Origin of the sequence: Streptomyces sp. NBC_00057 (genome assembly GCF_045041165.1) — a bacterium.
Taxonomy (GTDB): domain Bacteria; phylum Actinomycetota; class Actinomycetes; order Streptomycetales; family Streptomycetaceae; genus Streptomyces.
Genome location: NZ_CP108256.1, coordinates 2,660,996 through 2,681,632, shown reverse-complemented (window position 1 = coordinate 2,681,632; position 20,637 = coordinate 2,660,996). Strand labels below are relative to the sequence as shown.

Here is a 20,637-nt window from a genome sequence, read left to right as displayed (position 1 = left end):
CTCACAGCCGATGCGGCAACAATGGGGGGCATGAGCGACAGCCCTGCCCCCCTCGCCGACCCGCACGTCGTCTTCGATGCCACGGAAGGCCCCCGGGATCTCGTCATCCTCGGCTCCACCGGCTCCATCGGCACCCAGGCCATCGACCTGGTGCTGCGCAACCCCGACCGCTTCCGCGTGACCGCGCTCTCCGCCGCGGGCGGCCGGGTCGCACTCCTCGCCGAGCAGGCGCGGCAGCTGCGGGTGCGTACCGTGGCCGTCGCCGCACCGGACGCCGTACCGGCCCTCCGCGAGGCGCTGCGCGAGCAGTACGGGGCGGGCGAGCCGCTCCCCGAGATCCTGGCAGGGCCCGAGGCCGCCACCCAGCTCGCCGCCGGCGACTGCCACACCGTGCTCAACGGAATCACCGGATCGATCGGTCTCGCCCCCACACTCGCCGCACTCGAAGCGGGCCGCACGCTCGCCCTGGCCAACAAGGAGTCGCTGATCGTCGGCGGCCCGCTGGTCAAGGCGCTGGCCGAGCCCGGCCAGATCATCCCGGTCGACTCCGAGCACGCCGCCCTCTTCCAGGCGCTCGCCGCCGGGACCAGGGCCGACGTACGCAAGCTCGTCGTCACAGCGTCCGGCGGCCCCTTCCGGGGACGAACCAGGAGCGAGCTCGTGAGCGTCACCCGCGAGGAGGCCCTCGCGCACCCGACCTGGGCCATGGGACCGGTCATCACGATCAACTCCGCCACCCTGGTCAACAAGGGACTGGAGGTCATCGAGGCACATCTGCTCTACGACATTCCGTTCGAGCGGATCGAGGTCGTGGTCCACCCCCAGTCGTACGTTCACTCCATGGTGGAGTTCACCGACGGCTCCACCCTCGCCCAGGCCACACCCCCGGACATGAGGGGCCCGATCGCCATCGGCCTCGGCTGGCCCCAGCGCATCCCGGACGCCGCACCGGCCTTCGACTGGTCGAAGGCGTCCAGCTGGGAATTCTTCCCCCTCGACAACGAGGCCTTCCCGTCCGTGGGACTGGCCAGGCACGTGGGCACGCTCGGCGCCACCGCCCCGGCCGTGTTCAACGCCGCGAACGAGGAATGCGTCGACGCATTCCTGGCAGGACGGCTGCCGTTCAACGGAATCATGGATACGGTCACGGCGGTGGTGGCCGAACACGGCACCCCCGCCACGGGAACTTCGCTCACGGTCGCAGACGTCCTCGAAGCGGAGACCTGGGCACGCGCCCGGGCCCGTGAACTCTCGGCGAAAGCGACAGCGGAGGCGCGCGCATGAGTATTACGACGGTCCTGTTGACGATTCTGGGCATCGTCGTCTTCGTCATCGGGCTGCTGTTCTCGATCGCCTGGCACGAGCTGGGCCACCTCTCGACGGCGAAGCTCTTCGGTATCCGCGTCCCCCAGTACATGGTCGGCTTCGGTCCGACGATCTGGTCGCGGAAGAAGGGCGACACCGAATACGGGATCAAGGCCATCCCGGCCGGCGGCTACATCCGCATGATCGGCATGTTCCCGCCGGGACCGGACGGGCGCCTGGAGGCGCGGTCCACCTCACCGTGGCGCGGCATGATCGAGGACGCCAGGTCCGCGGCCTTCGAAGAGCTCGAACCGGGTGACGAGAAGCGGCTCTTCTACACGCGCAAGCCGTGGAAGCGCGTCATCGTGATGTTCGCCGGACCGTTCATGAACCTGGTCCTCGCCGTCGCGATCTTCCTCGGTGTGGCGATGACCTTCGGCTTCCAGACCCAGACCACCGAGGTGGCGGGTGTCCAGAAGTGCGTGATCGCCCAGAGCGAGAACCGCGACACCTGCAAGAAGTCCGACCCGGTCTCGCCCGCACAGGCCGCAGGACTCAAGAAGGGCGACAAGATCGTCGCCTTCGACGGCCAGAAGGTCGACGACTGGGCCACGCTCTCCGACAAGATCCGCGACACCATCGGCCCCGCCACGATCACGGTCCAGCGCGACGGCCAGGAACAGACCCTCCACGCGGTGCTGAAGAAGAACGCGGTGGCGAAGAAGGACTCCAAGGGAGAGGTGATCCCCGGTGAGTACGTGACGGCCGGCTACCTCGGCTTCGCCGCCCAGACCGAGATCGTTCCGCTCTCCTTCGGCGACTCGGTCGTTCGCATGGGAGACATGATCGAGAGTGGCGTCGACTCGATGATCGCCCTGCCCTCCAAGATCCCGGATCTGTGGGACGCCGCCTTCGGCGACGGTGAGCGAGCAGCGGACTCCCCGGTCGGCGTGGTCGGTGCGGCCAGGATCGGCGGCGAGGTGATGACGCTCGACGTACCGGCGCAGAACCAGATCGCGATGATGCTGTTCCTGCTGGCCGGCTTCAACCTCTCGCTGTTCCTCTTCAACATGCTGCCCCTGCTGCCGCTCGACGGCGGGCACATCGCCGGAGCGCTCTGGGAGGCCCTGCGCCGCAATGTGGCACGGGTCTTCAGGCGCCCCGACCCGGGCCCCTTCGACGTGGCCAAACTGATGCCGGTCGCCTATGTCGTCGCAGGTGTCTTCATCTGCTTCACACTGCTGGTGCTGGTGGCCGACATCGTCAACCCGGTCAAGATCTCCTGATCTCCCGACCGGCCCCGTGAACCATGGGTGACGGCCCGGCACACAGTGTGTGTACGGGCCCGCCCCATTGCGCGGCGCTCCCGGACGCGGTGTGCTCCGGGGTGTCGCCGGTGCCGTAACCTCGAAACCCGGAGCCCGCCGATCTCGGGACCTTGATCCACACCTTGGGGATGCTCAGCGCATGACTGCGATTTCTCTCGGAATGCCGTCCGTTCCGACCAAGCTCGCCGACCGGAGGGTCAGCCGCCAGATCCAGGTCGGGTCGGTTGCGGTCGGCGGGGATGCGCCGGTGTCGGTGCAGTCGATGACCACGACGCGTACGTCGGACATCGGTGCGACGTTGCAGCAGATCGCGGAGCTGACGGCGTCGGGCTGTCAGATCGTGCGGGTGGCGTGTCCGACGCAGGACGATGCGGACGCGCTGGCGACGATCGCGAAGAAGTCGCAGATCCCGGTGATCGCGGACATTCATTTCCAGCCGAAGTATGTGTTCGCTGCGATTGATGCGGGCTGTGCGGCGGTGCGGGTGAATCCGGGGAACATCAAGCAGTTCGACGACAAGGTGAAGGAGATCGCGCGGGCCGCGAAGGATGCGGGTACGCCGATCCGGATCGGTGTGAATGCCGGTTCGCTGGATGCGCGGCTGCTGAAGAAGTACGGGAAGGCGACTCCGGAGGCGTTGGTGGAGTCGGCGTTGTGGGAGGCGTCGCTCTTCGAGGAGCACGGTTTCCGGGACATCAAGATCTCGGTGAAGCACAACGATCCGGTGGTGATGGTCAATGCGTACCGTCAGCTGGCGGCGCAGTGCGACTATCCGCTGCATCTGGGTGTGACGGAGGCGGGGCCGGCGTTCCAGGGCACGATCAAGTCGGCGGTGGCGTTCGGTGCGCTGCTGAGCGAGGGGATCGGGGACACGATCCGGGTGTCGCTGTCGGCGCCGCCGGCCGAGGAGGTCAAGGTCGGGCTGCAGATTCTGGAGTCGCTGAATCTGAAGCAGCGGCGGCTGGAGATCGTGTCGTGTCCGTCGTGCGGTCGGGCGCAGGTGGATGTGTACAAGCTGGCGGATGAGGTCAGTGCGGGTCTTGAGGGCATGGAGGTGCCCTTGCGGGTGGCCGTGATGGGCTGCGTCGTCAACGGTCCGGGTGAGGCCCGTGAGGCGGACCTGGGTGTCGCTTCCGGGAACGGCAAGGGGCAGATCTTCGTGAAGGGCGAGGTCATCAAGACCGTGCCCGAATCGAAGATCGTCGAGACGCTGATCGAAGAAGCCCTGAAGATCGCCGAGCAGATGGAGAAGGACGGCATCGCCTCGGGCGAGCCCCAGGTCTCCATCAGCTGAACCAGAACTCGCACCACCGCGCCCCGCCGGACGAAAACCGCCCGGCGGGGCGCCGTCGTGAGCGACCTCACGGGCCCCCGCAGCCGCTGTTCCCGGGCACGGGCGGCGCCGATGAGCCTCTTTGGGTACAGTGCGGAAATCAGCAGACCGCATGGTGAGGCCCCCTCGTGTTGACGCAGACCACCACCCGGGTCCTCGAACCCAGCGACCTCGGCGCCGCTCTCGCCATCCTGGAGAGCGAACCCGTCGTCAATGCCTTCGTGACGTCCCGGGTCCGGATCGCAGGTCTCGATCCCTGGCGCCTCGGCGGCGAGATGTGGGGCTGGTACGCCGATGGGCGGCTGCGCTCGCTGTGCTACTCGGGCGCCAACCTCGTACCGATCTGCGCCACCCCCGAGGCCGTCAGGGCATTCGCCGACCGGGCCCGCCGGGTCGGCCGACGCTGCTCCTCGATCGTCGGCCCCGCAGAGCCCACCACCCAGCTGTGGCGGCTCCTCGAAACCGGCTGGGGCCCCGCCCGCGAGGTCCGGGCCCATCAGCCGCTCATGGTCACCGAGAGCCCGTCCGCCGAGGTCACCCCAGACCCCCTGGTCCGCCGGATCCGCAAGGACGAGATGGACGTCCTGATGCCGGCCTGCGTGGCGATGTTCACCGAGGAGGTCGGCATTTCCCCGCTCGCGGGCGACGGCGGACTCCTCTACCAGGCGCGCGTCGCCGAGCTCATCGGCGCCGGCCGCTCGTTCGCCCGGATCGAGGACGGCCGGGTCGTCTTCAAGGCGGAGATCGGTGCGGCCACCCCGCAGGCCTGCCAGATCCAGGGTGTCTGGGTCGCCCCCGAACACCGCGGCCGAGGACTCTCCGAGACCGGGATGGCGGCGGTCCTGCGCTACGCACTGGCCGATGTCGCACCCGTCGTCAGCCTGTACGTGAACGACTACAACACCCCTGCGCGCAAGGCCTACGCCAGGGTCGGCTTCCGCGAGGCCGGCGCGTTCATGAGCGTGCTGTTCTGACCGGTCGGCGGCCGGTGCCACCGACCCGTACCACCCACCCCACCCGGGCCAGTAGGGTCGGCGCATGGCAGCAGTTTCCGGGGGCGGCCCCCACACTCCCAGCATCCGGATCGGACCGATCGATCTTGCCGCGCGCGTGGACGAGGCGCTCGCGGTGCAGGCTGTCGCCTTCGGCCTGGGACCGGAAGAGATCGAGGTACGGCGCCACATCGTCCTCAGACACCTCGACCACCCCTGCGCCCGCGCGCTGGGCGCCACCACCCCGGGCGGCCGGCTCGTCGGCTTCGTCTACGGCATGCCGAACGAACGCGGTCAGTGGTGGTCCACCGTCGTCGAGCCCTACCTCCGCGCCACCGGCTCCGCGCACTGGCTCGACGACTCGTTCGTCATCACCGAGCTGCACGTCCTGCCGAAGTTCCAGAACCGCGGCATCGGCCGCGCGCTGATCACCGCCATCACGGACGCCGTCGACCAGCGCCGGTCCATCCTCTCCGCGATCGACACGGAGAGCCCGGCACGTGGTCTCTATCGCAGTCTCGGCTACCAGGACCTGGCCCGGCAGGTGCTCTTTCCCAGCGCTCCCAAGCCGTACGCGGTGATGGGAGCCCCGCTTCCGCTGCGTCGCAAGGGCTAGGACGGAAGCCAATCGATTTCCGCCCACCCGTACCACCCGGCTAACCTCCTGCACATCACCCTTCCGAGCAGGAGTTCATCATGGCCCAGGTCCAGCGCATGTCCCGATTGATGATCAAGACACTGCGCGACGACCCGGCGGACGCCGAGACGCTCAACCACAAGCTGCTCGTCCGGGCCGGATACGTACGTCGCACAGCGGCCGGAATCTGGACCTGGCTGCCGCTCGGCAAGAAGGTCCTGGAGAACATCACCCGCGTCGTGCGCGAGGAGATGGACGCCATCGGCGGCCAGGAAGTGCTGCTGCCCGCGCTGCTCCCCAAGGAGTCGTACGACGCCAGCGGCCGCTACCACGAGTACGGCGATCTGCTCTTCAAGCTCAAGGACCGCAAGGGCGCCGAGTACCTCCTCGGCCCCACGCACGAAGAGATCTTCACCCAGGTCGTCAAGGATCAGATCACGTCCTACAAGGATCTGCCCGTGATCCTGTACCAGATCCAGACCAAGTACCGGGACGAGGCCCGCCCCCGCGCCGGTGTGCTGCGCGGCCGCGAGTTCCAGATGAAGGACTCGTACTCCTTCGACACCACGGACGAGGGGCTCATCGAGGCGTACCAGCTGCACCGCGCCGCCTACATCCGGATCTTCGAGCGGCTCGGCCTCGACCACCGCATCGTCTCCGCCGTCTCCGGTGCGATGGGCGGCTCGGCCTCCGAGGAGTTCCTGGCCCCCGCCCCGGCCGGTGAGGACACCTTCGCGGACTGCCCCGCCTGCGACTACGCCGCCAACACCGAGGCCGTGACCTTCGAGGCCACCCCCGTGGACGGCTCGGCGCACGGCCCCGTCGAGGAGCTGGACACCCCCGACACCCCGACCATCGAGACGCTCGCCGCGCACCTGGGCGTCCCGGCCTCCGCGACCCTGAAGAACCTGCTGGTCAAGGTCGACGGCGAGATCGTCGCCGTGGGCGTGCCCGGCGACCGCGAGGTCGACCTCGGCAAGCTCGGCGAGCACCTCGCCCCCGCCGTCGTCGAACTGGTCACCGCGGAGGACTTCGAGGGCCGCCCCGACCTGGTACGCGGCTACGTCGGCCCGCAGGGTCTGGAGAAGGTCCGCTACATCGCCGACCCGCGCATCGCCGCCGGCACCGCCTGGATCACCGGCGCGAACAAGCCCGGCACCCACGCGAAGAACGTCGTCGCCGGCCGTGACTTCGAGGTCGACGACTACCTCGACGTCGTCGTCGTCGAGGCGGGCGACCCGTGCCCCAAGTGCGGCACCGGCCTCAAGCTGGACCGCGCCATCGAGATCGGCCACATCTTCCAGCTGGGCCGCAAGTTCGCGGACGCCTTCCAGCTCGATGTGCTCGGCCAGAACGGCAAGCCGGTCCGGGTCACCATGGGCTCCTACGGCATCGGCGTCTCCCGCGCCGTCGCCGCGCTCGCCGAGCAGACCGCCGACGAGCAGGGGCTGTGCTGGCCCCGCGAGATCGCCCCGGCCGATGTCCATGTCGTCGCGGCGGGCAAGGCGCTCCAGACGGAGCTGGCCCTCGACGTCGCCGAGAAGCTTGCCGCCGCCGGTGTGCGGGTCATGGTCGACGACCGCGCGGGCGTCTCGCCCGGTGTGAAGTTCACCGACGCCGAGCTGATCGGCATCCCGAAGATCCTGGTCGCCGGCCGCCGCTCGGCAGAGGGCGTCCTCGAGCTCAAGGACCGCCGTACGGGCGAGCGCGAGGAGCTCGCGGTCGACGAGGCGATCGCCCGCCTGACCGTTCAGGGCTGACACCGCAACGCAATGCCGTAGGCCCCCGCGCATCGCGCGGGGGCCTACGGCATTGCGAGGCATTTACAGCCAGCCTGCGAACTCCAGCGTCAGCTCGCCCTCCTGGCGACGGCCGACCGCCAGCGCCCGGGTTCCCGACTCCACCGCGCGGAACAGCGTCCAGCCGTGCAGCCGCTCCCGGTCCACGTCCAGCGAATCGGCGAGCTTCTTGATCCGCCGCCGGGCCGTCACCGGGCCGCCGGGGGAGGCGATCAGGTCCTCGACGCGGTCGCGCACCAGGCGCGCCAGATCGTAGGCCCGCTCACCGACCAGCGGCTCCGGCCCGACCGTCAGCCAAGGCACCCGCTCGCCCGCGAGCACCTTGCTCTGGCGGAAATTGCCGTGCAGCAGCAGGAGTTCGGGGGAGTGGGCGACAAGCTCCTCACGCGCCGCGAGCGCCGCGGAGACCAGCGGCTCCAGGCTCGGGTCGGCCGCGGCGCAGGCGCGCATCGGCTCCGTACGGCGCCCGGTCCGCTCGGCGACCGTCTCGAATCCGTGGCCGGCCGGCGGCTCGACCCAGAGCCGGCGCACCGTCCCCGCCGCCTCCAGCAGCGCCTTCGCCTCCGGCAGTGACCGCAGCGACACCTCGGGATGCAGCCGTTCGAGCAGCATTGCGCCGGGGCCGCCGTTGAGGAGCTGCACCGCGCCCCAGCCGTTCCAGTGAGCGAGCGCCGCTTGCTCCAGCTCGGGTGCGGCCCCGGACGGAGCGATCTTCAGCGCGGCCGGGGTGCCGTCGGAGCATGTCACCAGCAGGACCAGACTGCTGCGGCCTCCGGGGGCGGCGACCCGTTCCACGGTCAGCTTCTGCCCGGTCGAGGACAGCGCTTCCTCGGTCAGTGCGGGAAGCTGCGCGAGCCAGTCGGCGGCGGCCGCATCCCCGTACGACTCGCCGAGCGCTCGCACCAGACGCTGCGGCGGTTCGAAACCCATAACGTGCTTTGTTCCCTTTCAGAGCTTCTTCAGTGCGTTGCGCCGGTCCCGTTCGTCACATCGGTCCCGCGGATCGCGTCGGACCCGGCGCTCGCATTCGTCCCTGTCGTCGCGCCGGTCCCGTCGGCGGTCCGCTCGGCGAGCCCGGGAAAGGGTACGCCGCTGCCCCGCCAGCGGACCGCACGTACCGCGGCCTCCCGCAGCGCATCCGCGGCCTCCCGCCTGAGCGGACCCGCGGCGGCCCGTACGAGATCGGAGTACACGTCCGCGACCCGGTCCTCCAGCAGGGCGGCCAGCCGCACCGCCGCAGCCGGGTCCGGCACCGCGAACGGCAGAGCGTACGCGGCCTGAGCCGCCACCGGTTCACCGCCCAGGTCACGCACGGTCCGTGCCAGCGCATCGCGCCGGGCCCGGTGCGCGTGGTAGGCCGCGGTGGCCTCGGCCCGGCGGCCGTCGGCGACCCGGCCGCCGACCACCCCGTACCCGTACACCGCCGCGTGTTCGGCGGCCAGGGCCGCCTGCGCCGCCTTCTGCGTTCCGGCGCTCATGACGAGGTCTCCTTGGCCAGTTCGGTCAGCAGATAGGCATGGGCCGCGCCCGCCGCCGCGATCGACGCCAGCAGCCGGGCCAGTTCCGGCGGGGCTTTCAGCAGCGTCGCCGTGTGGGCGTCCGCGGTGCGGCGTTCCGCCGCGGCCAGCTCCTTGAGGGCGGCCTCGGCGTCGGTCGCGCGTGTCCGCGAGAACACGAGCGTCTTGCCGCCATCGGGCGCCAGCGCCTTGGCATGGGCCCGTACGGCGTCCCGCAGCGGTGAGAGCCCGGCGGCGGTCGCCGGATGGGCCCTGACCACCTGTTCGTACCGGGCGAGCAGTTCCCTGCTGGTACCCGCGGCACCCTCCCGGAGCGTCTTCTCCGCCCGTGCGGCGGCGGCCTGCTCGGCCGCGGTCGCCGCGTCGGCCCGTGCGGGGCCCTCCCGGGTCCCGGTCCCGTCGCCGCAGCCGGCCAGCACCGCCCCCATGGCGATCGCCCCCGTCGCGGTGAACGCACCTCTGCGCGTCGTCCCCGTGCGCCGCACTTGTTCTCCTTCGGGCTTGGACCTGTCTTGACTGGATCTGTCCTGAAGTGATCACCGCAGGCGAGCGTACCCGCGGCAGCGGAGCAGGCGGACGGCAACACCCCTCGGGACCGGATACCCTTTGACCTGACACGCGAGATCCCCACAACAGCACACGCGGCCGAGGAGTCACCCGGATGAGCACCACCCAGAGCGAGAGGCTGCGCGGACTGCTCGAACCGCTCGTCAGCGCCGAGCAGCTGGATCTCGAAGAGATCGAGGTGTCCCGGGCGGGCCGCCGCCGGGTGCTGCGGATCACCGTGGACTCCGAAGAAGGCGTGGAGCTGGACACCTGCGCCGAGCTGAGCCGCGCGATCTCCGAGAAGCTCGACGAGACCGACGCGATGGGCGAGGGCGAGTACGTCCTCGAAGTCAGTTCCCCCGGTGCCGACCGCCCGCTGACGGAGCACCGCCACTACGTACGTGCCACGGGCCGCCTGGCCAAGCTGCACCTGCGCGAGGGAGGCGAGCTGGTGGCTCGCATCCTCGCCGTGGACGAAGAAGGACTCGACCTCGAAGTGCCGGGCGTCAAGGGCCGCAAGCCCACGTCCCGCCGGGTCGCCTTCGACGAGATCACCAAGGCGCGCGTGGAGATCGAATTCAGCCGCAAGGACAAGAAGGAAGAGGAGGCGTAGCCGTGGACATCGATGTGAAGCTCTTGAAGGGCTTGGCACAGGACAAGGAGATCCCCTTCGACGTGCTCGTCGAGGCGATCGAGTCGGCCCTCCTCATCGCCTACCACCGTACGGACGGAAGCCACCGTCGCGCGCGCGTGAAGCTCGACGAGCGCGGCCATGTGACGGTGTGGGCGAAGGAGGACCCGGCCGACCTCGAACCGGGCCAGGAGGCCAAGGAGTTCGACGACACCCCGTCCGGCTTCGGCCGGATCGCCGCGACCACCGCCAAGCAGGTCATCCTGCAGCGGCTGCGCGACGCCGAGGACGACAGGACGTTCGGCGAGTACGCGGGCCACGAGGGCGATGTCGTCACCGGCGTCGTCCAGCAGGGCAAGGACCCGAGGAACGTCCTGGTCGACATCGGCAAGCTGGAAGCGATCCTGCCGGTGCAGGAGCAGGTGCCGGGCGAGGAGTACACCCACGGCCTGCGTCTGCGTACGTATGTCGTACGGGTCGCCAAGGGCGTGCGCGGTCCGTCCGTGACGCTGTCGCGGACCCACCCCAACCTGGTGAAGAAGCTCTTCGCGCTGGAGGTCCCGGAGATCGCGGACGGTTCCGTCGAGATCTGCGCGATCGCCCGCGAGGCCGGTCACCGCACCAAGATCGCGGTCCGTTCGACCCGTTCCGGGCTGAACGCCAAGGGTGCCTGCATCGGCCCGATGGGCGGCCGGGTGCGCAATGTCATGGCCGAGCTGCACGGCGAGAAGATCGACATCGTGGACTGGTCGGACGACCCGGCCGAGATGGTCGCCAACGCCCTGTCGCCCGCACGGGTGAGCCAGGTCGAGGTCGTGGACCTCGGCGCACGGTCCGCCCGGGTCACCGTTCCGGACTACCAGCTGTCGCTCGCGATCGGCAAGGAGGGGCAGAATGCCCGCCTCGCCGCCCGCCTCACCGGCTGGCGCATCGACATCCGTCCGGACACCGAGACCGACGCCGAGCGCGACGTCGCCGACCGGGAGCGGGCCGAGCGGGCCCGCGAGCGTTCGCAGCGCAGCTGACCGACCCGGCGGCCGCCGGGCTGCGGCCCGCGCCGGACTCCCTGGCGCCGCCCCGGAAGGGGTGCCAGGGGCTCGGTCGCGCGGGCCGCAGGGAATACATCTGGGCGGCATGCCGCTGAGAACACGACAACATCCGTTCGATTTTTGCCCCAAAGGGGTGAGGTCGGCGCGGGGAGGTAGACTTAAGCGTGTCTGGCCGGACGCACGCCCGCGCTTGCCCTGAACGAACCTGTGTGGGATGCCGGGAGCGGGCGGCCAAGAGCGAGCTGCTGCGCATCGTCGCGGACGGGGATGCATGCCTCCCTGATCCTCGCGGTACGCTGCCCGGCCGGGGTGCATATGTACACCCCGTCTCTGTCTGTCTGGACCTGGCGGTTCGCCGCCGGGCGCTCCCCCGGGCCTTCAAGGCCAAGGGGCCGTTCGACCCCGCCGCAGTGCAGCGGTTCGTCGAGCGGGTGACACCGTAAGAAATGAACGGCACGGGACCCCGTGCGGTCAGGTACCTCGCGAGTTGGAAGTAGGTCGAGATTGCGATGAGCACTCGATGAGTACGCGATGAGTACGCCCATGAAGTAGCGACGGTCCGGCGGTAACCCGGACCTAAAAGGAGCGAAGTGGCTAAGGTCCGGGTATACGAACTCGCCAAGGAGTTCGGCGTCGAGAGCAAGGTCGTCATGGCCAAGCTCCAAGAACTCGGTGAATTCGTCCGTTCGGCGTCCTCGACGATCGAGGCGCCGGTTGTACGCAAGTTGACTGACGCACTGCAGGGGCCCGGCGGCAACGCCGGCAAGTCCGCTGCGAAGCCTGGCGCGCCTCGCAAGGCCGCGCCCGCAAAGCCCGCAGCGCCCTCCCCGGCCGCTGCGGCCCGTCCTGCTGCCCCGAAGCCCGGCGCCCCGGCCCCCAAGCCGGCCGCAGCCGAGGCCCCCAGCAGCACCCCTTCCGCTGCCGCGCCTTCCGCGCCGTCGGCGGGCCCGCGTCCGGGTCCGAAGCCCGCGCCGAAGCCCGCTCCGGTCACCCCGGTGCCCGCAGCAGAGTTCTCCGCTCCGGCCCCGGCCCAGCCGGCCGCGCCGCAGCAGGCCCCGCGTCCCGCGGGTGCCACCCCCGGGCCCCGTCCTGCCGGTGGCCATGCCCGTCCGGCTCCGGCCGGCGGTCAGCGTGACGGCGGCCGTGGTGGCGAGCGCGACGGTGGCCGTGGCGGCGACCGTCCGGCCCGTCCCGCAGGCCAGGGCGCCCCGCGCCCCGGCGGCGCCCGTCCGGCGGGTCCCCGTCCGGGCAACAACCCCTTCACCTCCGGTGGCTCGACGGGCATGGCCCGTCCGCAGGCACCCCGTCCCGGTGGCGCCCCGCGTCCCGGTGGCGGTCAGGACCGTCCGGGCGCCCCGCGTCCTCAGGGCGGCCCCGGCGGTGCTCCGCGTCCCCAGGGCCAGGGCCAGGGCGGTGCCCGTCCGACCCCGGGCGGCATGCCCCGTCCGCAGGCTCCCCGTCCGGGCGGTGCCCCCGGTGGTAACCGTCCGAACCCGGGCATGATGCCGCAGCGTCCCGCTGCGGGCCCGCGTCCCGGTGGTGGCCCCGGCGGTGGCCGTGGTCCCGGCGGTGGCGGTCGTCCCGGTGGCGGTGGCGGCGCAGGCCGTCCCGGTGGCGGCGGCTTCGCAGGCCGTCCGGCCGGTCCCGGTGGCGGTGGCGGCGGTTTCGCCGGTCGTCCCGGTGGCGGTGGCGGCGGTGGCGGCGCAGGCCGTCCCGGTGGTGGTGGCGGCGGCTTCGGCGGTCGTCCCGGCTTCGGTGGACGTCCCGGCGGCCCCGGTGGCCGTGGTGGCACACAGGGTGCGTTCGGCCGTCCCGGCGGTCCCGCGCGCCGTGGTCGCAAGTCGAAGCGGCAGAGGCGCCAGGAGTACGAGGCCATGCAGGCCCCGTCGGTGGGCGGCGTCATGCTGCCTCGCGGCAACGGACAGTCCGTCCGTCTGTCGCGCGGTGCCTCCCTCACCGACTTCGCGGAGAAGATCAACGCCAACCCGGCGTCGCTCGTCGCCGTGATGATGAACCTCGGCGAGATGGTCACTGCCACGCAGTCCGTCTCCGACGAGACTCTGAAGCTGCTCGCCGAAGAGATGAACTACGTCCTCGAGATCGTCAGCCCGGAGGAGGAGGACCGCGAGCTGCTCGAGTCCTTCGACATCGAGTTCGGCGAGGACGAGGGCGGCGAAGAGGCTCTGGTCTCCCGTCCGCCGGTCGTGACCGTCATGGGTCACGTCGACCACGGTAAGACCCGACTTCTGGACGCGATCCGCAAGACGAACGTCGTTGCGGGCGAGGCCGGCGGCATCACGCAGCACATCGGTGCGTACCAGGTCTCCTCCGAGGTCAACGGCGAGGACCGCAGGATCACCTTCATCGACACCCCGGGTCACGAGGCGTTCACCGCCATGCGTGCCCGTGGTGCGAAGTCCACCGACATCGCGATCCTCGTGGTGGCGGCGAACGACGGTGTGATGCCCCAGACGATCGAGGCGCTGAACCACGCCAAGGCGGCCGACGTGCCGATCGTGGTCGCGGTCAACAAGATCGACGTCGAGGGCGCGGACCCGACCAAGGTGCGCGGTCAGCTCACCGAGTTCGGTCTGGTGGCCGAGGAGTACGGCGGCGACACGATGTTCGTCGACATCTCCGCCAAGCAGGGCCTCAACATCGAGGCTCTTCTGGAGGCCGTCGTCCTCACCGCCGACGCCTCGCTCGACCTGCGGGCCAACCCGGAGCAGGACGCGCAGGGTATTGCGATCGAGTCCCACCTCGACCGCGGCCGCGGTGCCGTTTCGACCGTCCTGGTCCAGCGCGGCACGCTGCGCATCGGTGACACGATGGTCGTCGGCGACGCGTACGGCCGAGTCCGCGCGATGCTCGACGACAACGGCAACAACGTCGAGGAAGCGGGTCCGTCGACCCCCGTCCTCGTCCTCGGTCTCACCAACGTCCCGGGTGCCGGCGACAACTTCCTGGTGGTGGACGAGGACCGTACGGCCCGTCAGATCGCCGAGAAGCGTGCCGCCCGTGAGCGCAACGCCAACTTCGCCCGCAAGGGTGTCCGGTTCTCCCTGGAGAACCTGGACGAGGCGCTCAAGGCCGGTCTGGTCCAGGAACTCAACCTCATCATCAAGGGCGACGCGTCCGGTTCGGTGGAGGCTCTCGAGTCCTCGCTGCTCCAGCTCGACGTCGGTGACGAGGTCGACATCCGGGTCCTGCACCGCGGTGTGGGTGCGGTCACCGAGTCGGACATCGACCTGGCGACCGGCTCCGACGCCATCGTGATCGGCTTCAACGTGCGCGCCGCAGGGCGTGCGCAGCAGATGGCCGAGCGCGAAGGCGTGGACGTCCGGTACTACTCGGTCATCTACCAGGCGATCGAAGAGATCGAAGCGGCCCTCAAGGGCATGCTCAAGCCGGAGTACGAAGAGGTCGAGCTCGGTACGGCGGAGATCCGCGAGATCTTCCGCTCGTCCAAGCTGGGCAACATCGCCGGTGTGCTGGTCCGGTCCGGCGAGGTCAAGCGCAACACCAAGGCGCGCCTGCTGCGCGATGGCAAGGTCATCGCGGAGAACCTCAACATCTCCGGTCTGCGCCGCTTCAAGGACGACGTCACCGAGATCCGCGAAGGCTTCGAGGGCGGTATCAACCTCGGAAACTTCAACGACATCAAGATCGACGACGTCATCGCGACGTACGAGATGCGCGAGAAGCCGCGAGGCTGACCCGTACCTCAACAGTCGGGGCCGGTCGACGGGTCATATTTCCGTCGATCGGCCCCGGCCGTTCCGTGTACGGTTCTTGTGTCCCTGCCAAGCGCTGGCAGGGCACGAACCCGAACCGGCGGGACATCCGGACATACATGTATGTGGGGACACTGTCCTTCGATCTGCTTCTCGGCGACGTACGGTCGTTGAAGGAGAAGCGCTCCATCGTCCGCCCGATCGTTGCCGAGCTCCAGCGCAAATACGCGGTGAGTGCGGCGGAGGTGGGCGGTCAGGATCTCCATCGCAGGGCCGAGATCGGCCTCGCCGTGGTCTCCGGGGACACCGGACACCTCACAGACGTACTCGACCGGTGCGAGCGGCTGATCGCCGGCCGGCCCGAGGTGGAGCTGCTGTCCGTACGACGGCGGCTGCACAGCGACGAAGACGATTGAGCAAGGCAAAGAAGGAGACGGACCAGTGGCCGACAACGCGCGGGCGAAAAAGCTGGCGGACCTCATCCAGGAGGTGGTCGCCGAGAAACTGCAGCGCGGTATCAAGGACCCGCGTCTGGGTACGCACGTGACCATCACGGACACCCGGGTCACCGGTGACCTGCGGGAGGCCACGGTCTTCTACACGGTCTACGGCGACGACGAGGAGCGGGCGAGCGCGGCGGCCGGCCTGGAGAGCGCCAAGGGCATCCTGCGTTCGGCGGTCGGAGCGGCGGCGGGGACGAAGTTCACCCCCACGCTGGCCTTCGTGGCCGACGCCCTCCCGGAGAACGCCAAGGCGATCGAGGACCTCCTCGACCGGGCACGGGCCTCGGACGCACGGGTGCGCGAGGCGTCCTCGGGCGCCACGTACGCCGGTGGCGCGGACCCGTACCGCAAGGCGGAGGACGAGAACGACGAGGACACCGCCTCCGAATGACATCGCAGAACAGGACTCCCGGTCAGGGGAGCGGGAGCGCAGCGACCTCGGGCAAAGGTGGTGGTGGGCGACGGGAGGACGGCCTTGTCATTGTCGACAAGCCGTCCGGCTTCACTTCGCATGACGTCGTCGCCAAGATGCGCGGCATTGCCCGGACCCGCCGCGTCGGCCATGCAGGCACGCTGGATCCGATGGCGACGGGCGTTCTCGTGCTCGGTGTGGAGAAGGCCACCAAGCTTCTGGGCCATCTCGCGCTGACCGAGAAGGAGTACCTCGGCACGATCCGGCTCGGCCAGAACACCATCACGGACGACGCGGAGGGCGAGATCACTTCGTCCACCGATGCGTCCGGTGTGACGCGTGAGGGCATCGACGCCGGGGTGGCGGCCCTGACCGGACCGATCATGCAGGTGCCGTCCAAGGTCAGCGCCATCAAGATCGACGGTAAGCGGTCCTACGCACGGGTGCGCGGCGGCGAGGAGTTCGAGATCCCGGCCCGGCCGGTGACGATCTCGTCCTTCAACGTCTACGACGTCCGCGAGGCGGTCGCCGAGGACGGGACGCCGGTCGTCGACCTGGTCGTCTCCGTCGTCTGCTCCTCGGGTACGTACATCCGCGCGATCGCCCGCGACCTCGGCGCCGGGCTCGGCGTCGGCGGGCATCTGACCGCGCTGCGGCGCACCAGGGTCGGGCCGTACGGCCTCGATGTGGCGCGGACGCTCGACCAGCACCAGCAGGAGCTCACCGTGATGCCGGTGGCCGAGGCCGCCGCCTCGGCGTTCCCCCGCTGGGACGTGGACGAGAAGCGCGCCAAGCTGCTGCTGAACGGGGTGCGGCTGGACATGCCGGCCTTCCCGCCGGGACCGGTCGGGGTCTTCGGGCCCGACGGGCGGTTCCTGGTACTCGTCGAGGAACAGAAGGGCAAGGCCAAGAGCCTCGCCGTCTTCGCCTGACCGGCGACCCGGGTCCTGAGACCCCATCGTGGAGCGGGCGGGGCCCCTGTGCCCGCTCCACGATCCCCCGACGGTTTCTGTCCATCGGACGCCATGAATTCACCCCAACGAGCAGGCGCTCGGAGTGACTCAGGGGTGCATTCGGGGGCGCTTTTACTCCGAGTGGTATTCGCGCCGATCACCGTCGGCCTAACGTCGGACCATGGGAAGCGGGGACCGGGCAGCGCTGGTACGTATCTGCGATTCGGCCGGCCGGTCGCGGGGGACCGGATTCGTCGCCGACGACCGGGGCACGGTGGTGACCAGCCACGAAGCGGTCGACGGCCTCACCCGGCCAGTCCTGTACGGAACGGACGGTCGCAGCTGCTCCGTCGAGACCGCCGATGTCACCGCGCTGCCGGAACTGGACCTCGCCCTGCTGCGCACCTCGGGGCTCTCCACGCTCGGCGTGGAGCCGACGCCGATCGCCTTGCGGGACCGGATCGACGCCGGTACGTATGTGACGATCGCCGCCCACGGCTGGCGCGAGGCGCGGGTGCTCGGCACCGCCCCGGTGACGTACACCGCGAACGGCAGCTCCCACCGGATCGGCACAGCACTGGAGCTGGCGCTCGGTACGGACGGCAGAGACGCGCTGCGGCTCGGAGGTGCGGCGGTGGGCGGGCCCGTCCTCGATCCGGAGAGCGGCGCGGTCATCGCCGTGCTGGGCACCGCGCTGCGCGCCGGGCACGCCGCCGCAGGGTTCGCGGTGCCGCTCAGGGGCACGGGCACCGACGGTCCGCTGGACGAGCTGCTGCGGCGCAACGCGACGGGCGTTCCCGGATACGGACGCGACCTGAATCTCGCGGGCGCCCTGCATCTCACCGCGACATCGCTCGGCTCGGCGGGCGGGTCGGCCGGCTGTTCCGATCCGGTCGAACGCCCGGACGTCATCGCGGAGTTCAGCGCCTTCTCGGCCCCCGGCCACCCCTCGTCCGCACCGCACGGCCCCGCCGTGGTCCTGGGTCTCGTCGGAGCGCCGGGCACCGGCCGCACCACCGAACTGGCCGCACTCGCCGCCCGCCGGGCCCGCGGCGCCGTACCCGCACCCACCCTCTGGCTGCGCGGCGCCGATCTGCTGGCCGACGACTCCTCGGTCTCCGAGGCGATCGCCCGTACGCTCCGGCGGGCCGGGCGGATCGTCACCGCCGCCGGAGCGAAGGGCGACATGGCGAGCGCCACCCCCGAGCGGGTGGCCGGGCTGGCCGAAGAGTCCGGGAGCCCGCTGCTCGTCCTGCTCGACGGCCCCGAGGAGATGCCTCCCGTACTGGCCCACGGGCTGGCCCGGTGGACCGCGGGCACCGTCGACTGGCTGCGGGCGTGCGGGGCGCGGCTCGTGGTCGCGTGTACGCCCGAGCACTGGGAGACGGCCGGTGCGCTCTGCCCGCCCGGTGCCCTGCACCGCCCCGCCAGGCCTGCGAGGCGGTTGCCGTCCGCGGTCCGCCTCGGCGACCTCACCGCGAGCCAGGCCGAGCAGGCCCGGGAGCGGTACGCCATTCCGCCCGATGCGCTCGCCCCCGGCCACGGCCGGCACCCGCTCACCCTGCGTCTTCTCGCGGAGGTGCGTGCGGCTCTGCCCGGGGACGTCGCCGGGCAGCCGGACGCGGAGGACGTCTTCGGCGCCCACCTGGACCTGATGTGCCTGCGCATCGCGTTCCGCATCGCAGCCGTATCGGGCCCGGCGCCCGGCGGCACCGCGGTTCGCCGGCTGGCCGCGCAGGTGGCGGGGCAGGTCCACGAAGCGGCGCGGCGCTGTCTGGGTCCCGGACAGGGGGAGCTGGACCGGGCGGCGTTCGAGGCGGTGTTCCCCTGGCACACGGGCTGGGCGTCGGCGGTGCTCACCGAGGGGCTGCTCGTCCCGGCGGGAGCGGGCTACCGCTTCGCGCACGAGGAGCTGGGGGACTGGGTGCAGGGCGCCCACCTGGACCTGGACGCGGCGCTGTACGCACTGGTCCACCGGTGGCATGCGGAGGAGGGACCGGGAGCGGTGGCGGCGGAGCCACGCGTTCCGCAGCCGAGGAGGCCGCGTACCGGGCGCAGCCGGGCGCCCGTGCCCGAAGTGGCAATGGAGGCCGCGATGACGGTGGGTCCGCGCACCCTGCCCGTACCGCGCCATCGGATCGGCCCGGTGATCCAGGCCCTGCTGCTCCTGGGCCGCCGCCAGGGCCCTGCCGCGCTGGCGCACCGGCTGGCCGATCTGATCGAGGCCCTGGACCGGATGTCACCGGGGACGGGGGCGCGTGCCGAGGCCGCCCGGGACGCCCGCTGGTGGGCGGTGCACCTGCTCTCGGAGACTCTGCTCCGGGTACCCGATGCCCGGCCCCACCTCGGGGTGCTGCGGCTGCTCGCCGACCGTATCGTCCGGCGCGCGGCCACGGGCGGGCCGGTGAGCCCGGGGGTGGGGGTGTACGCCGAGTTCGGGCCGTGGTTCTGGCGGCGGCTGAGGCTGCCCGAGGCGGACCGGATCGATCTGTTCCGGCGTCTCGTCCCCGCCGACGGCCCGCGCCGTGCCGACCCCCGTGGTGACGACGACCGCACCGGCGACCCGTACCCCGACGGCGACAGCGGCGAGCGGTTTCTGGATGCCGTCGCGCGGCGGCTCGTGGCGCAGCCCCGGACCATGCAGCCGCTGCTCTGCGGCTGGTTCACCGACGAGCGCCCTCTCCCTGGCGACGAGGGCGTCACGATCCGTCCGACCGTGGCCGCCGCCGCTCAGGCGCTGCTCTACGCCCGTCGGGACCTGGCCGTCGACGATCTGACCGACGCACTCGTCTCGACCGCCCACCCCCGGGCCGAGGAACTGCTCGCCGCGCTGGCCGAGGACGAGCCCTCCGCGCTCTGTCGGGCCGTCGACAGATGGGCCCGTGACGAGGACCAGCACGCCCGCCGGACCGCCGCCGCCTCGTACGCACTGGTCACCGCGGCACACGTCACCCTCGACGCCGACCGCGAGCTGCTGCGCCAAGCCGCCCTCGCCCTGCTGGCCCGCCCGGCCGACGCCTCCCTGCACGGGGCCGCGCTCACCCTCCTCGTACAGGATCAGCAGACCAGGGACCGCTACCTCCCGCAGGCTGTGCGGGCCTTCGTCGCGGGCGAGCCGCAGTTGCCGGCGGACGCACTCGCCATCGCGCTGCCCTCCCATGCGAAGCAGGTGCTCACCGCGTTCCGGGAGCGGCTCATCCGGCCCGACGAGGGGGCGGGCGAGGTGCTGTGCTCGCTCGCCGGGATCGACGCCCCCGCGCTGGCCCTGCACGCCGCCGGGCTCGTGCGGGCGTACATCGACAGCCACCCGGAAGACGCCCTGCACGCCGCCTCGTACATCGACCGGAGGCTGGAGCACGGACCCGCCGCCCGCGCCCTGCTGCTGCCCCTGGTGACCGGACTGCTGCGGGACCGTCCCGTGCCGCCGCCGGCGCGCGGCGCGCTCGCCGGGGTGCTCGCGGCACCCGGCAGCCCCGCCTCCGGGCAGCTGAGGGGCGAGCTGCTGGAGGTCCTGCTGGAATTCGAGCAGGACGCCCACCGTGACCCGGCCGTGCTCGACGCCTTGCTGCGGGCTGCCGCGACCGGCTCCGGCGGACGCACACCGGCCCGCACCCGTGCCCTGGTCCACCGCACCGGGATGCTGCTGGTCCGTACCCCCGAGGGCGCGGTCCGCTTCGACCGCCGACTGGTCGAACTCGCCCGTGACGTGCCCGGATTCGCGGCCCTGGTCACCGGGTGGCTGGCCGACGCCCCGCAGGAGTGGGCGGCGCTCGTCGGCCCGAGCGCGCGGCGGACGGTGGAGGCGCTGGGAAGCCCGAAGACGATGCCGATGCAGGCCGCGGGGCGTGAGCATGGCAGTCTTAGACCTGCGTAACAGGCAATCTCACGTACACAGGTT

At 71.1% G+C, this 20,637-nt stretch carries 17 protein-coding genes; 14 read left to right on the top strand and 3 right to left on the bottom strand.

The genetic code is table 11. The features are described from left to right. Positions 1 to 30: 30 nt before the first annotated feature. The 6 genes from dxr to OG953_RS12370 all read left to right on the top strand — a co-directional run bounded on the left by dxr (position 31) and on the right by OG953_RS12370 (position 7,355). The gene (gene dxr / locus OG953_RS12395; RefSeq protein WP_405684167.1) at positions 31 to 1,284 is read left to right on the top strand and encodes a 1-deoxy-D-xylulose-5-phosphate reductoisomerase; all 1,254 of its coding nucleotides are present in this window, start codon (positions 31 to 33) and stop codon (positions 1,282 to 1,284) included. Continuing rightward, positions 1,281 to 2,591, top strand: coding sequence for a M50 family metallopeptidase (locus OG953_RS12390; RefSeq protein WP_405684166.1), 1,311 nt, complete (start codon positions 1,281 to 1,283; stop codon positions 2,589 to 2,591). The genes dxr and OG953_RS12390 overlap by 4 nt, the downstream gene beginning before the upstream one ends. 181 nt (positions 2,592 to 2,772) lie before the next feature. Further along, positions 2,773 to 3,927, top strand: a complete 1,155-nt coding sequence (gene ispG / locus OG953_RS12385) for a flavodoxin-dependent (E)-4-hydroxy-3-methylbut-2-enyl-diphosphate synthase (protein ID WP_405684165.1) — start codon at positions 2,773 to 2,775, stop codon at positions 3,925 to 3,927. A gap of 167 nt (positions 3,928 to 4,094) precedes the next feature. Continuing rightward, on the top strand, positions 4,095 to 4,940 hold the full coding sequence (locus OG953_RS12380; protein WP_405684163.1) for a GNAT family N-acetyltransferase: 846 nt from the start codon (positions 4,095 to 4,097) through the stop codon (positions 4,938 to 4,940). A gap of 64 nt (positions 4,941 to 5,004) precedes the next feature. Continuing rightward, positions 5,005 to 5,574 carry a GNAT family N-acetyltransferase gene (locus OG953_RS12375; RefSeq protein WP_405684161.1) on the top strand — a complete coding sequence of 190 codons (570 nt, stop codon included), beginning with the start codon at positions 5,005 to 5,007 and terminating at the stop codon, positions 5,572 to 5,574. A gap of 80 nt (positions 5,575 to 5,654) precedes the next feature. Next, positions 5,655 to 7,355, top strand: a complete 1,701-nt coding sequence (locus OG953_RS12370) for a proline--tRNA ligase (RefSeq protein ID WP_405684159.1) — start codon at positions 5,655 to 5,657, stop codon at positions 7,353 to 7,355. Positions 7,356 to 7,418: 63 nt separating this feature from the next. Here OG953_RS12370 and OG953_RS12365 read toward each other — a convergent pair whose 3' ends face one another. From OG953_RS12365 to OG953_RS12355, 3 genes are read right to left on the bottom strand one after another with little or no spacing between them, the layout of a single operon-like run. Further along, positions 7,419 to 8,324, bottom strand: coding sequence for an aminoglycoside phosphotransferase family protein (locus tag OG953_RS12365; RefSeq protein WP_405684157.1), 906 nt, complete (start codon positions 8,322 to 8,324; stop codon positions 7,419 to 7,421). A 29-nt stretch (positions 8,325 to 8,353) separates the two neighbouring features. Next, complete coding sequence (locus tag OG953_RS12360) at positions 8,354 to 8,872, bottom strand: ferritin-like domain-containing protein (protein ID WP_405684155.1); 519 nt, start codon at positions 8,870 to 8,872, stop codon at positions 8,354 to 8,356. After that, positions 8,869 to 9,396 carry a hypothetical protein gene (locus OG953_RS12355; RefSeq protein ID WP_405684153.1) on the bottom strand — a complete coding sequence of 176 codons (528 nt, stop codon included), beginning with the start codon at positions 9,394 to 9,396 and terminating at the stop codon, positions 8,869 to 8,871. The genes OG953_RS12360 and OG953_RS12355 overlap by 4 nt, the downstream gene beginning before the upstream one ends. 176 nt (positions 9,397 to 9,572) lie before the next feature. On the opposite strand from OG953_RS12355, the gene rimP reads away from it, so the two are divergent. The 8 genes from rimP (at position 9,573) to OG953_RS12315 (ending at position 20,613) form a co-directional block, all read left to right on the top strand. Then, positions 9,573 to 10,070, top strand: a complete 498-nt coding sequence (gene rimP / locus OG953_RS12350) for a ribosome maturation factor RimP (RefSeq protein WP_383079548.1) — start codon at positions 9,573 to 9,575, stop codon at positions 10,068 to 10,070. Between the two features lie 2 nt (positions 10,071 to 10,072). Beyond that, positions 10,073 to 11,113: a transcription termination factor NusA gene (gene nusA, locus OG953_RS12345; RefSeq protein WP_405684152.1), complete on the top strand. Its 1,041-nt coding sequence runs from the start codon at positions 10,073 to 10,075 to the stop codon at positions 11,111 to 11,113. A gap of 188 nt (positions 11,114 to 11,301) precedes the next feature. After that, positions 11,302 to 11,580, top strand: a complete 279-nt coding sequence (locus OG953_RS12340) for a YlxR family protein (protein ID WP_405684150.1) — start codon at positions 11,302 to 11,304, stop codon at positions 11,578 to 11,580. Between the two features lie 147 nt (positions 11,581 to 11,727). After that, positions 11,728 to 14,853, top strand: coding sequence for a translation initiation factor IF-2 (gene infB / locus OG953_RS12335; RefSeq protein ID WP_405684149.1), 3,126 nt, complete (start codon positions 11,728 to 11,730; stop codon positions 14,851 to 14,853). 137 nt (positions 14,854 to 14,990) lie between these two features. Continuing rightward, entirely contained in the window at positions 14,991 to 15,287 is a 297-nt protein-coding gene (locus OG953_RS12330) for a DUF503 domain-containing protein (RefSeq protein ID WP_093894188.1), read from the top strand. 25 nt (positions 15,288 to 15,312) lie between these two features. Further along, positions 15,313 to 15,765 (top strand): 30S ribosome-binding factor RbfA, encoded by a 453-nt coding sequence (gene rbfA, locus OG953_RS12325; protein WP_093894187.1) that lies wholly within the window; start codon positions 15,313 to 15,315, stop codon positions 15,763 to 15,765. After that, positions 15,762 to 16,718: a tRNA pseudouridine(55) synthase TruB gene (truB, locus tag OG953_RS12320; RefSeq protein ID WP_405684146.1), complete on the top strand. Its 957-nt coding sequence runs from the start codon at positions 15,762 to 15,764 to the stop codon at positions 16,716 to 16,718. Before rbfA ends, truB begins: the two co-directional genes overlap by 4 nt. A 202-nt stretch (positions 16,719 to 16,920) precedes the next feature. After that, positions 16,921 to 20,613, top strand: coding sequence for a trypsin-like peptidase domain-containing protein (locus tag OG953_RS12315; protein ID WP_405684144.1), 3,693 nt, complete (start codon positions 16,921 to 16,923; stop codon positions 20,611 to 20,613). The last annotated feature ends 24 nt before the right edge of the window (positions 20,614 to 20,637 follow it).

Coding starts and splice junctions, on each gene's coding strand:
- dxr (WP_405684167.1), top strand. CDS start 31: ATGAGCGACAGCCCTGCCCCCCTCGCCGACCCGCACGTCGTCTTCGAT.
- OG953_RS12390 (WP_405684166.1), top strand. CDS start 1,281: ATGAGTATTACGACGGTCCTGTTGACGATTCTGGGCATCGTCGTCTTC.
- ispG (WP_405684165.1), top strand. CDS start 2,773: ATGACTGCGATTTCTCTCGGAATGCCGTCCGTTCCGACCAAGCTCGCC.
- OG953_RS12375 (WP_405684161.1), top strand. CDS start 5,005: ATGGCAGCAGTTTCCGGGGGCGGCCCCCACACTCCCAGCATCCGGATC.
- OG953_RS12370 (WP_405684159.1), top strand. CDS start 5,655: ATGGCCCAGGTCCAGCGCATGTCCCGATTGATGATCAAGACACTGCGC.
- OG953_RS12365 (WP_405684157.1), bottom strand. CDS start 8,324: ATGGGTTTCGAACCGCCGCAGCGTCTGGTGCGAGCGCTCGGCGAGTCG.
- OG953_RS12360 (WP_405684155.1), bottom strand. CDS start 8,872: ATGAGCGCCGGAACGCAGAAGGCGGCGCAGGCGGCCCTGGCCGCCGAA.
- rimP (WP_383079548.1), top strand. CDS start 9,573: ATGAGCACCACCCAGAGCGAGAGGCTGCGCGGACTGCTCGAACCGCTC.
- OG953_RS12330 (WP_093894188.1), top strand. CDS start 14,991: ATGTATGTGGGGACACTGTCCTTCGATCTGCTTCTCGGCGACGTACGG.
- truB (WP_405684146.1), top strand. CDS start 15,762: ATGACATCGCAGAACAGGACTCCCGGTCAGGGGAGCGGGAGCGCAGCG.
- OG953_RS12315 (WP_405684144.1), top strand. CDS start 16,921: ATGGGAAGCGGGGACCGGGCAGCGCTGGTACGTATCTGCGATTCGGCC.